Annotated in this window: 12 protein-coding genes; all 12 read right to left on the reverse strand. The window is 63.9% G+C overall.

Annotation, left to right across the window (positions count from 1 at the left end; genetic code table 11):
- Nucleotides 1-281 precede the first annotated feature (281 nt).
- The 12 genes from NKI10_RS19370 to rpsF all read right to left on the reverse strand — a co-directional run bounded on the left by NKI10_RS19370 (nt 282) and on the right by rpsF (nt 12,054).
- On the reverse strand, nt 282-503 hold the full coding sequence (locus tag NKI10_RS19370; RefSeq protein ID WP_023689120.1) for a hypothetical protein: 222 nt from the start codon (nt 501-503) through the stop codon (nt 282-284).
- Between the two features lie 134 nt (nt 504-637).
- The gene (locus NKI10_RS19375) at nt 638-1,267 is read right to left on the reverse strand and encodes a hypothetical protein (protein ID WP_023708609.1); all 630 of its coding nucleotides are present in this window, start codon (nt 1,265-1,267) and stop codon (nt 638-640) included.
- 77 nt (nt 1,268-1,344) lie between these two features.
- Nucleotides 1,345-2,100, reverse strand: a complete 756-nt coding sequence (locus NKI10_RS19380) for an SDR family NAD(P)-dependent oxidoreductase (protein WP_023693973.1) — start codon at nt 2,098-2,100, stop codon at nt 1,345-1,347.
- A 30-nt stretch (nt 2,101-2,130) separates the two neighbouring features.
- Nucleotides 2,131-3,612: an amidophosphoribosyltransferase gene (purF, locus tag NKI10_RS19385; protein WP_023672714.1), complete on the reverse strand. Its 1,482-nt coding sequence runs from the start codon at nt 3,610-3,612 to the stop codon at nt 2,131-2,133.
- A gap of 108 nt (nt 3,613-3,720) precedes the next feature.
- Nucleotides 3,721-4,386, reverse strand: a complete 666-nt coding sequence (locus NKI10_RS19390; protein ID WP_023672715.1) for a CvpA family protein — start codon at nt 4,384-4,386, stop codon at nt 3,721-3,723.
- Nucleotides 4,387-4,434: 48 nt separating this feature from the next.
- Entirely contained in the window at nt 4,435-5,838 is a 1,404-nt protein-coding gene (radA, locus tag NKI10_RS19395; protein WP_352861485.1) for a DNA repair protein RadA, read from the reverse strand.
- Nucleotides 5,839-6,068: 230 nt separating this feature from the next.
- Complete coding sequence (locus tag NKI10_RS19400) at nt 6,069-7,562, reverse strand: replicative DNA helicase (RefSeq protein WP_023672717.1); 1,494 nt, start codon at nt 7,560-7,562, stop codon at nt 6,069-6,071.
- Nucleotides 7,563-7,783: 221 nt separating this feature from the next.
- Nucleotides 7,784-8,761 (reverse strand): small ribosomal subunit Rsm22 family protein, encoded by a 978-nt coding sequence (locus NKI10_RS19405; protein WP_352861487.1) that lies wholly within the window; start codon nt 8,759-8,761, stop codon nt 7,784-7,786.
- A gap of 157 nt (nt 8,762-8,918) precedes the next feature.
- Nucleotides 8,919-10,268 (reverse strand): cyclopropane fatty acid synthase, encoded by a 1,350-nt coding sequence (locus NKI10_RS19410; RefSeq protein ID WP_352861489.1) that lies wholly within the window; start codon nt 10,266-10,268, stop codon nt 8,919-8,921.
- 185 nt (nt 10,269-10,453) lie between these two features.
- Nucleotides 10,454-11,041 carry a 50S ribosomal protein L9 gene (rplI, locus tag NKI10_RS19415; protein WP_023672721.1) on the reverse strand — a complete coding sequence of 196 codons (588 nt, stop codon included), beginning with the start codon at nt 11,039-11,041 and terminating at the stop codon, nt 10,454-10,456.
- A 264-nt stretch (nt 11,042-11,305) separates the two neighbouring features.
- Nucleotides 11,306-11,554 (reverse strand): 30S ribosomal protein S18, encoded by a 249-nt coding sequence (rpsR, locus tag NKI10_RS19420; protein ID WP_006203718.1) that lies wholly within the window; start codon nt 11,552-11,554, stop codon nt 11,306-11,308.
- On the reverse strand, nt 11,554-12,054 hold the full coding sequence (rpsF, locus tag NKI10_RS19425) for a 30S ribosomal protein S6 (RefSeq protein ID WP_023672722.1): 501 nt from the start codon (nt 12,052-12,054) through the stop codon (nt 11,554-11,556). Before rpsF ends, rpsR begins: the two co-directional genes overlap by 1 nt.
- Nucleotides 12,055-12,167: the final 113 nt, after the last annotated feature.

Consider the following 12,167-nt stretch of genomic DNA (forward strand, 5'->3'; position numbering starts at 1 on the left):
CTTGCTGCGATCAACTCTTCGCCGCCCAGAAGCTCAATCGTCTCGGCCCAGCCGTCATCAACAAGCGATTCGTGTGTCATCGCAGTGTAGAATCACACCCGATTCCGCAGGGCAATACCTATCTTAGCGCCTATGCCCCTTAGGGGGAGATGTCGCCGAAGGCGACAGAGGGGGTCGGGCCGACTGGACGCGACGCCCTTTGTGCGGAAGGAGGTTGGCACTCTACGCGAGGCGACCCCCTCTGGCCTGCCGGCCATCTCCCCTCGAGGGGGGAGATTGCGCTACTGCGCCGCCGGCTCTTCCGCATCACCCTCATCGGTGAAAGGCGAGGCGCTCGGCACGCAGTTCACCGCCCAGCCGGCCGGCGTCGGCTGCTTCTGATATTCGGTGATGGCGTTGGTGCACTGTTCGCGGGTGTCGAAGGTGCTGGGCAGCACCACCATGCCGCCTTGCGGGCCGGCGATCACCAGGTACCAGACCAATGCTACGCTGGGAGCAGCCATGGGAATTCCTCGCTTTGCTGGGTGTCGGAGTCGGTTGACCCTAGCAACTCCCGGCTGATGGCGAAAGCAGGGCGATGGGGGAGCGGCTCGCCGGACCATCACAGACCCGTGAACAGAACCGCTCCCGAGCCCGCTTAGTTCGCGGCAAAGCAGTAGAACAGGCCGTCCCCGCCGGTGCCTTTCAGCGCCTCCTGGCTGCAGCCCCCGCGCGAGGCATGCGAGGAGTTCCAGGATTTCGCCGCCGCCGACTCGTCAAGGCCGGTGCGGTCGTGGTGGCCCATCATCGCCGCGCCCTCCGCCCCGCTCAAGGTCCAGTCGCCGCAGGTCTGGTCGGCGATCTTGGTGCCGTCAGGCTTCGAGCCGGTCAATATGTCGTGCCGGTTCGGCTTGTCGCCGCGGCCATTGACCACTTGGCCCTTCTCGGTCAGCGCCGTCTGCTTGTTGATGGCGTTGGCGTCGCTGTGCAGCGAGGCGACGTCATCGGCAATCTTCTCGCCCTTGGCGTTGACCCAGGGACCCTTGCCGATACGGTCGCGCGCATCGACATTGGCGCTCGAGAGATAGGCGTGCCATTCCTTGCCGGTAACCCCAGCCGCTTCCGCCAGCGAGGCGCAATGCGCGTCGGCACCCTTGAGACCGCCGAGATCGGCGCCCTTGCCGGAACCGACGCTGGTGACGAAGAAACTCATCTTGGCGTCTTGCGCCAGCGCCACCCCGGCTGTGGCGGCAATCGCGGCGGCGGCAACGAGAAGAAGTCTACGCATGTCGGTCCTCCGGTTTCGAATGTCCTACATTCGAAGAAACGTAACTGGAGGCCTGTTTAATCCCGCTACAACCCGGTTTATTCCGGCTGCCGGTAGGCGACGAAGCGGTTGTTCTTGACCTGGAAGATCAGCCCCGTCTCTTTCATCTCGGGGCTCGCCAGCGGCACGATGCGTTTTGCCACCTCTGACGGGTGCGGCAGCGTTTCCGGATCCTCGCCGGGCGCGGCCTGCGCACGCATGGCGGTGCGGGTGGCGCCGGGGTCGACCGCATTGATGCGGAGCGCCAGGCTCTGCGTCTCATGCGCCCAGGAACGCGTCATGGCTTCCACAGCCGCCTTCGACGCCGCATAGGGCGCCCAGAAGGCGCGCGCTGAATGCGCGGCCCCGGACGACATGAGAATGGCGCGGCCGGCGTCGGACAGCCTGAGCAGCGGGTCGACCGAGCGGATCAGCCGCCAGGTCGAGGTGACATTGATGGTCATAACCTTCTCGAAGGTTTTGGCCTCGACATGGCCGATCGGCGAGATGACGCCGAGCACACCGGCATTGGCCACCAGAATGTCGAGCTTGCCCCAGCGCTCGTGAATGGCGCCGCCCAGCCGGTCGATGCCGGCCATGTCTGAGAGGTCGAGAGGCACCAACGTCGCTTCGCCCTTGCCGGTTTTCGCGCGCTCGGCCTTGATCTGGTCGTCGAGTTCTTCCAGCCCGCCGACGGTCCGGGCTACCGCAATGACATGCGCGCCGGCGGCGGCAAGTTCCCTGGCGATGAAGTAGCCGATGCCGCGCGAGGCGCCGGTAACGACCGCGACGCGGCCGGAGAGGTCGAGGGTCATGCGAGCGCTTTCAAGGATAGCAGTTGGGCTTTACGCCCCGTTGTTCGCCAGCAGCGACAGCGTGCGCACATTGTCGTGGCCTTCGAAGTCGAGCAGGCGGGTCGGGTACTGGCCGGTGAAACAGGCGTCGCAGAATTGCGGCTGCTCATTGTCGCGGCTGGCTTCGCCGACGGCGCGGTAGAGCCCGTCAATGGTGAGGAAGCCGAGCGAATCGACACGGATGAACTCGGCCATTTCCTCGATCGACATGCGCGATGCCAAAAGCTTCGACTTCTCCGGCGTGTCGACGCCGTAGAAGCACGACGCGCTGGTCGGCGGCGAGGCGATGCGCATATGCACTTCCTTGGCGCCGGCGTCGCGCACCATCTGCACGATTTTCTGGCTGGTGGTGCCGCGCACGATCGAATCGTCGACCAACACCACGCGCTTGCCCTCGATCATCCGGCGGTTGGCGTTGTGCTTGAGCTTGACGCCCATATGGCGGATCGAATCGCCGGGCTGGATGAAGGTTCGGCCGACATAGTGGTTGCGGATGATACCGAGTTCGAAGGGGATGCCTGCCGCCTGGGAGAAGCCGATTGCCGCCGGCGTGCCGGAATCCGGCACCGGCACGACGATATCGGCCTCGACCGGGCTTTCCTGCGCCAATTCGGCGCCGATACGCTTGCGCACTTCGTAGACATTGCGGCCTTCGACCGAGGAGTCCGGGCGGGCGAAATAGACATATTCGAAGATGCAGAAGCGGGTCTTCTGCGGCTCGAAGGGGAACAGGCTCTCGATGCCCTTCGAGGTCACCACGACCATTTCGCCGGGCTTCAGGTCGCGCACGAAGCGGGCGCCGATAATGTCGAGCGCGCAGGTTTCGGAGGCCAGGATCCAGGCGCCGTCGAGGTCGCCGAGCACCAGCGGGCGGATGCCGAGCGGATCGCGGCAGCCGATCATCTTCTTGGAGGTCATCGCGACCAGCGAGAAAGCGCCTTCGACCTGACGCACGGCGTCGATGAAGCGCGAATTCAAATCGCGTTCCTTACTGGTGGCAACGAGATGCAGCAGCGTCTCGGTGTCGGAGGTCGACGAGAAGATCGCGCCCTGCTTCTGCAGCGCGCGCTGCACGGTCATGGCGTTGGTGAGATTGCCGTTATGGGCGACGGCAAAGCCGCCATCGGCGAGTTCGGCGAAGAAGGGCTGGATGTTGCGCATGCCGGCGCCGCCGGTCGTGGCATAGCGCGTGTGGCCGATGGCACGGTTGCCTTGCAGGCTGTCGATGACGTGCTGCTTGGTGAAGGTGTCGCCGATCAGGCCGACATGGCGTTCGACATGGAACTGCGTGCCGTCATAGGAGACGATGCCGGCCGCTTCCTGGCCGCGATGCTGCAGCGCATGCAGGCCTAGCGTTACGATGGCCGCAGCGTCCTGCCGGCCGAAAATGCCGAACACCCCGCATTCGTCGTGGAAATGATCGTCTGCTTCGGCGGAAAGCACGTCGTCCGCGTCTGCCTTCGAAACTGCCATGGGGCTCAAGCTCCGCTAAAATGGCCATATAGTGCGATAGCACCGCGAAAGCAACGTAGTCAGGCCGGAACTGCCGGGATGGCGCCTGTCCGGCACCATCCGTCCGTATCAGTTTGCCGGCGCGGCCGGAGCCGGAGCAGCGGGCGCGGGTGCGTTATCGGCCGGAGCGTCGGTCTCGTCGTCGGGCGCCGGCGTATCGTCACCGGTTGCCGGAGCATCCGCCGCCGGTGCATCGGCCGCCGGAGGCGTCTCGGCTGCCGGCTGATTCGGATTGAGCTTCTTCAGGATGGCGTTTTCCGGATCTTCGGGCAGCAGGCTTTCCAGCTTGGCGCCGATGGTCTCGAGCAGCGGCTTCGACTTGGCGTTGGCGATCCAGGCAGGGGCCTTGGCGCCGGCCAGCCAGTTGAAGAACAGCAGCGCCACGGCGACTACGAGGACGCCGCGCGCGGCGCCATAGAGGAAGCCCAGCGTACGGTCGAGCGCGCCGATCCTGGAATCTATGATCCAGTCGGCAAGCTTCATGGTGATGACGGAAACGACGATCAGCGCGATGAGGAAGACGATGCCGGCGGATGCCGCCATGGCGATCTTGTCGCTTTCGACATAGGGCTGAACGTAAGGCAGCACCGGCTTGTAGAAGAAGAATGCCGCCGCGGCGGCAGCCGCCCAGGACACGACGGACAGGATTTCGCGTGACAGGCCGCGAACCATGGCGAGCATCGCCGAGACCAGGGTGAAGCCGACGAGAATTCCGTCCAGCAGCGTAATCGGCATGTCTTTCGCCCCACTCAGATTGTCTTTTCACGGCTCGGGCGAGCCGCGTCAATCTTCCACGTCGACACGGCTGCGCCGTGAGCCGGCTATGCGTGCGACGAGATCGGCAAGTTCGGTCGGCTGGAAAGCGCCGGCCCCGATCCCCCCGACAACCTCCTCGCTGCCCAAGGGCAGAACCGCACTTCCAAAACCCAGCTTTTCGGCCTCTTTAAGGCGCTGCTGCGCATGCGCAACCGGCCTCACTGCGCCCGACAGGCTGATTTCGCCGAAATAGACGCAATCGGCGGGAAGGGCAAGACCGGTGAGCGACGAAACCAGTGCAGCGGCAACCGCCAGATCGGCCGCCGGCTCGGAAATCCGGTAGCCGCCGGCGACGTTGAGGTAGACATCGTGGGTGCCGAAGCGCACGCCGCAATGGGCTTCGAGCACGGCAAGGATCATCGACAGCCGTGCGCCGTCCCAGCCGACGACGGCACGGCGCGGCGTGCCCAATGTGGACGGCGCCACCAGTGCCTGGATCTCGACCAGCACCGGACGTGTCCCTTCCATGCCGGCAAATACCGCGGCACCCGGCGATTTTGCGTGGCGTTCGCCGAGGAACAACTCCGACGGATTGGCGACCTCGCGCAAGCCCTTGTCCGACATCTCGAAAACGCCGATCTCGTCGGTCGGCCCAAACCGGTTCTTCACCGTGCGCAGGATGCGGTAGTGATGGCCGCCTTCGCCTTCGAAATAGAGAACGGCGTCGACCATGTGCTCGACGACGCGCGGACCGGCGATCTGGCCTTCCTTGGTGACATGGCCGACCAGCACGATGGCAGCACCGGTGGATTTGGCGTAGCGGATCATCGCTTGCGCCGAGGCGCGCACCTGGGTGACGGTGCCGGGCGCCGAGTCGGCCATGTCGGTCCACAGCGTCTGGATGGAATCGAGGATGACGAGGTCCGGCCTTCTGCCGTCGGCTATTGTTGCCAGGATATCCTCGACATTGGTCTCGGCGGCAAGTTCGACCGGCGTGTCGGCGACGCCAAGCCGCTGCGCCCGCAGCCGGATCTGCGCGACAGCCTCTTCGCCCGAGACATAGACGATGCGGTGGCCTTTTGACGCCAATGCTGCTGCGGCCTGGGTAAGCAGCGTCGACTTGCCGATACCGGGATCGCCGCCGACCAGCAGCGCCGAGCCGCGCACGAAACCGCCGCCGGTGGCGCGGTCGAGTTCGCCAATGCCGGAGATGATCCGCGGCGCATCCTCGATGTCACCGGACAGGCTGGTCAGCACCACGGCGCGGCCCTTGCGCGCATTGCGCGCGTTGGCCGGTCCCGAGCCGATGCCGCCGGACGTGCCTTCCTCGACCAGTGTGTTCCACTCGCCGCAGGCATCGCATTTGCCGGCCCAGCGCTGATGCACCGACCCGCAATTCTGGCAGATGAACTGGACGCGCGATTTAGGCATGGAGTGATGCTGCCTGCAAATGACCGAAGGAGGGTGATCCAGCACACCCCCCTCTGTCCTGCCGGACATCTCCCCCGCAAGGGGGGAGATTGGCTATCGTCGCTGCTTTCGCCAATCGCCAAAGTCGCAAGATGAGCGTCGTCCGCAAAGCTGCTGATCTCCCCCCTTGCGGGGGAGATGGCCGGCAGGCCAGAGGGGGGTGTGACGGAGCGCTGCGGTAGGCCAAAAAGCTACTCGAACCTCTCCGCAATATGATGCTCTTCGGCGAGGTCGGAAAACCGTGTGAACTCGCCATGGAAGGCGAGGCTCACCGAACCTGTCGGGCCGTGGCGCTGCTTGGCGACGATGACTTCGGCCTTGCCGCGCATCTCGTTCATCTCGTGTTCCCACTTGATGTATTCGTCGGTGCCGGGCTTCGGTTCGCGGTTCTTCAGATAATATTCCTCGCGGTAGACGAACATCACCACGTCGGCGTCCTGCTCGATCGAGCCGGATTCGCGAAGATCGGACAGCTGCGGGCGCTTGTCTTCGCGGCTTTCGACCTGACGCGACAGCTGCGACAGCGCGATGATCGGAACGGAGAGTTCCTTGGCGAGCGCCTTGAGGCCGGTGGTGATCTCGGTGATTTCCTGCACCCGGTTCTGCGACGATTTCGCGCTCGACCCCTGCATCAGCTGGATATAGTCGATGACGATGAGGTCGAGGCCGCGCTGACGCTTCAGCCGCCGCGCCCGCGCCGACAGCTGCGCGATCGAGATACCGCCGGTCTGGTCGATGAACAGCGGGATCTTCTGCATGGTCTGCGAGCAGGCGACCAGCTTTTCGAAATCCATCTCTGAAATCTCGCCGCGGCGGATTTTTGACGACGAAATTTCCGTCTGTTCGGAAATGATGCGGGTGGCGAGCTGCTCGGACGACATTTCCAGTGAGAAGAAGCCGACGACGCCGCCATTGGCTGCCTTGAACGAGCCGTCGGCCTGTTGCGCCGGCTCATACATCTCGGCGATGTTGAAGGCGATGTTGGTGGCCAGCGATGTCTTGCCCATGCCCGGACGGCCGGCAATGATGATCAGATCCGACGCCTGCAGGCCACCCATGCGGCGGTCGAGGTCGCGCATGCCGGTGGCGAGGCCCGACAAATGGCCGTCGCGCATATAGGCGGCGTTGGCCATGTCGACGGCGGTCTTGACCGCATCGGTGAAGCTTTCGAAGCCGCCATCGTAACGGCCGGTTTCGGCCAGTTCGAACAGCCGCCGCTCGGCATCCTCGATCTGTTCGGACGGCGCCATGTCGACCGGCGCGTCATAGGCGATGTTGACCATGTCCTCGCCGACGGTGATCAGCGCGCGGCGCGTGGCCAGATCGTAGATGGCGCGGCCATAGTCGGTGGCGTTGACGACGGTGACGGCTTCGACCGCCAGACGAACCACATATTGCGCCACCGTCATGTCGCCGACCTTCTCGTCGGCCGGCAGGAAGGTTTTCAGCGTGATCGGCGTCGCCACCTTGCCCATGCGGATGAGCTCGGCCGCGACCTCGAAGATTTTCCGGTGCAGCGGCTCGTAGAAATGGCCGGCCTTGAGGAAGTCGGAGACGCGGTAGAAGGCATCGTTGTTGACGAGGATGGCGCCGAGCAGCGCCTGCTCGGCCTCGATGTTGTTCGGCGCTTCACGATAAAGCGGTTGCTGCTCCGCCACGCCGAATTTTCGCGCTGCCTCTGCCATGATGTCCCCGATTTTGATCCCGGCTTCTCGATATCAGAACGAGATAAATCGGTGCTGACCTTTCTGCATCACCGCACGACCAATCAACCTCGATGCCCCGTTGTTCACAGGGGCGGCAAACCGTCCACAGAAGAGTGTTTCCGCGCCCCGATTCCGGTTGACTCAGAAAGGCGCTGACTTTTATCCGAGTCGTTGGAACAGAGCAAGAACACTCTCGGTGATTATCCGCTTCTTCCGTCCAATGTATCGCCCCAGTCCAGCCGCCGCGCTGCCTTGAACAGCTCGCCCTCGCGCTTGGTGAAAAGTGTCTCGCCGGCGCCGCCATCCTGCTGGCACAGTTTGAGCAGCACCTTGCCGGAGCCCGATTTCGGCGGCGCAATCACGCGCGGCTGACGTACAGGCGCGGGTTGCCGCGACGCCGCGACGTAGATGAATTTCTCGTCCTCCCACGGCACGACGGCGTCTTTGGCCAGGCGATGCAGGCGCGAGCGGGCGACGCGGCGCGAAAAATGACACCAGTCGGGCGGCTCAAGTGGGCAGGGCGCCTCATGCGGACAAGGCGCCAGCACATGCGCCCCGGCCTCCAGCAATTGCCTGCGCACTGCCAGGATGCGCTGCCAGCCGGCCGGGGTGCCGGGCTCAACGATCAGCAGTGTGTCGCCGGTCAAATGCCAGAGCCGGCCGACAAGCTTCGGCAGCGATGCCGGCGCGATCTCGTCCAGCACATAGGCGCAGGTGACGAGGTCGGCAGGCTTGAGATCGGCAAGGTCGATGGTCACGTCGCCGGCGCGCCAGTCCATTCTGGTGGCGATGGTATCAAGGGCGAGCGACTGGCCAACCTTGCGCACCGCGGCGCTTGCTTCAACCAGAACCGCCTCTTCGAGGTCGGGCCACAGGTCTGTAGTGGCCCAAAGCACCGTGCCAGGACCTGCGCCGACATCGAGCAAGCTCGTTGGCTGGAAATCGGGCCGCGCATAGGCGAGTTCGTCGAGACCGGCCCGTACCGCCGCGTAGGTCGCCGGCAGCCGCGTCGCCAGATAGGCTTTTACCGCCATCTCTTCGGCCATGTGCAGGCGGCCGTCGCGCAATTCGGCGCGGTAGCGGTCAGACAGCGTCTTCGCCGCCTGGCGCAGCACCGCCAGCGGTATCGTTTCGAGCAGGCGCTCGACGCCTTGTCGCAGCGAGGCGGGGAGTTCCACGCTCAGGCTCCGCGTGCCGCGAGCACCGAGGCGCCGGCGAACTCGACAAGGGTGGTGGCGATGGTGGGCAGGCAGGTCATTAAAAAAGGTCTCGCGAGAACGAGACCTTTTTCAGTGTCAGAGCCGTCAATGGCAAGCGGCAATCGCAATCGAGGCGTTATTCGCGATCCGCCACCTTGCGACGGCGCGCTGGCTTGGCCGCAACGGACCTGACAGCAACGGACCTGGCAGGCACAGACCTGGCGACAGCAGGCTCGGCGGCCGCCGTCTCCTGGCGATGCCCCATTTCGCGCATTTCCAGCGCCTTTTCGCATTTGGCCATGTAGTCGCGCGTCATCGGCAGTGTGTCGTTCTTCTTGGCGATCTGGATTTGGAAGATGACCAGATCCTGCCAGCGGAAGGCGGCTTCCGAAGCCGCCAGATAGAACTCCCACATCCTGCAGAAGCGCTCGTCATAGATGGCCTTGGCCTTGTCGCGGTTGGCGGCAAAGCGCTGGCCCCAATGCTTCAGCGTATCGGCATAGTGCAGCCGCAGAATCTCAATGTCGGTGACCACAAGCCCCGACTTCTCGATCGCCGGCATCACCTCCGACAGCGAGGGAATGTAGCCGCCCGGAAAAATGTACTTGCGGATGAAGGCGCTGGTCGCCCACGGCACGCCGGAGCGGCCGATCGTGTGCAAGAGCATGACGCCGTCGGGCTTCAACAACGTCGCCGACTTGTCGAAGAAGGTGCGGAAGTGGTTGACGCCGACATGCTCGAACATGCCGACCGAGACGATGCGGTCGAAGCGTTCGTTGAGTTCGCGGTAGTCCTTGAGGTCGAAATGCACGCGGTCCTGCAAGCCTTGCGCATGCGCCCGGTCGGTGGCGACGCCGTGCTGCTCGGTCGACAGCGTCACGCCTTGGACGTCGACATCGAAAGCCTTGGCGAGATAGAGGCCGAGCCCACCCCAGCCGGAGCCGATATCGAGCACGGTCTGGCCGGCCTTCAGCCTGAGCTTGGCGGCGATATGGCGTTTCTTGGCCATCTGCGCCTCGTCGAGCGTCATGTCCGGCTGTTCGAAATAGGCGCAGGAATACTGCATGTCGTCGTCGAGGAAGAGCCGGTAGAGGTCACCCGACAAATCATAGTGGCGCTGCACGTTGCGGCGCGCCCGTGATGCGGTGTTGATCTGCTGCAGGCGGCGAAAGGCGTGGCGCAGACCCTCGATGGCCTTCGACCAGGTGGCGTCGATACCGCCGCTGCCCATGTTCTGGAAGGCGATGCGCATCATACCCAGTACGCCGCCCTCGATGATGTCGAGTTCGCCGTCCATGTAGGCTTCCGGCACGGCCAGCATCGGATCGAAGGTAATGGCGCGCTCGGCATGCGCGGTCTTGATGTGCATATGCACCGGCTCGCCGCTGCCGTCGCCGAAAACCACTGTCGAGCCCTTCGGCCCGGTGACTTTCAGATTGCCCGTACGCACCAGGCGGTCGAGAACGCGCTTCAACAGAATATTCATCACCAAATGTCCCCTCACGGTCAGACTGGCGGACCAATTCTGCAACAATATATAGGGGTTCGAAAAGTTCCATTTGGCACAAAAATGCCCGGGCGAGAGGCCCGGGCATTGGTCCAGAAAGGCTGGATGACGAGGAAGTGATTGGAGCGCTGCTCCCTCGCTTCCCGATCAGGCCCAGTGCGGGATCAGGCGTTGTCTTCTTCGCCGCCTTCGAACTCGGTGTTCGGGTCGAAGAAGTTCTCCGGCCGTGCGTTGTCGTTGATGTCATCGCCATAGATGGCTTCGGCGGTGGTCAGCGTCTCGCCCTTGGCCTGGCGCTCGGCTTCGTCGGCCGTGCGGGCGATGTTGAGGCTGATGGTGACCTCGACTTCCGGATGCAGCGCAATCGCCACATTGGTGACGCCGATGGTCTTGATCGGCTGGTTGAGCTGGATCTGGTTGCGGTTGACCGAGAACCCTTCGGCGGTCAGCAGGTCGGCGATGTCGCGGGTCGACACCGAACCGTAGAGCTGGCCTGTCTCGCCTGCCGAACGCACGGCGATGAAGCTCTTGCCGTCGAGCTTTTCGGCAACCTGGCTGGCTTCCGACTTGCGCTCGAGGTTGCGCGCTTCGAGTTGCGCGCGCTGCCCTTCGAACTTCTTCTTGTTGGCTTCGTTGGCGCGCAGCGCCTTGCCCTGCGGCAAGAGGAAGTTGCGGGCAAAGCCGTCCTTGACCTTGACGGTATCGCCCATCTGGCCGAGGCGGGAAACGCGTTCGAGAAGAATCACTTGCATGGTTTTGTTCCTTCGTCTGGGCACCGACCGCGGGATCGGCGCCGAATTGAATGGAACAGGTCAGGAAGCTCTGAGCGCCTTGGCGCCGGTGTCGCTGTCCTGCCTGTCGCGGCAGTTAGAGGCTTTTCACCTCAACTCGGGATTTCAATGCATGTCGCCAAGAGTGGTCCCGGTTTGGGACAACGACATGCATCATCAAATTACCCCTGCGGCGCCCGTCGCCGTGGGAGAAGGAAGCAGGCGGCGACCGCCTGCTCGAAAGTCCTAGCGAACCACGTAGGGCAGCAGGCCGAGGAAGCGGGCGCGCTTGATCGCCTTGGCGAGTTCGCGCTGCTTCTTCTGGCTGACGGCGGTGATGCGCGACGGCACGATCTTGCCACGCTCGGAAATGTAGCGCTGCAGAAGGCGCACGTCCTTGTAGTCGATCTTGGGCGCGTTGGCGCCGGAGAACGGGCAGGTCTTGCGGCGGCGATGGAACGGGCGCCGGGTCGGGATCTGATTGATGTCGACCATTATTCTGCACCTCCTTCAACGCCTTCGCGCGGACGGCGCGGACCACGATCACCACCGGCGTCGCCAAATGAGCGCGGCGGACGATCGCCACGGTCGCCGCGATCACGGTCGCCGAACGAGCGCGGACCACGATCACCACGGTCGCGGTCGCCGAAGCCGCCGCGTTCCGAGCGCTCTTCGCGCTTCTGCATCATGGCCGACGGGCCTTCCTCATGCGCCTCGACCTTGACGGTCAGGAAACGCAGCACGTCCTCGGACAGGCCCATCTGGCGCTCCATCTCGTTGAGCGCTGCCGGCGGGCAGTTGAGGTCCATAAGCGTGTAGTAAGCCTTCCGGTTCTTGTTGACCCGGTAGGTGAGGGACTTCAGTCCCCAGTTCTCGACCCGGCCGACGGACCCGCCATTTGCGGAGATGACGCCCTTGTACTGTTCGACAAGCGCATCGACCTGCTGCTGCGAGAGGTCCTGCCGGGCAAGGAACACATGTTCGTATAGAGCCATAGTGGTTCAGTGCCTTTCTTCGTTTCTCTCCCGGATCCTCGCGGCAAAAGCCTCTGCAACTTCTCTGACCCGCTGATCCCGAGGGGGCGGGGAAGAAAGGAGCATTTCGAGAC

Origin of the sequence: Mesorhizobium sp. M0802, assembly GCF_040320115.1 — a bacterium.
Lineage (GTDB): Bacteria > Pseudomonadota > Alphaproteobacteria > Rhizobiales > Rhizobiaceae > Mesorhizobium.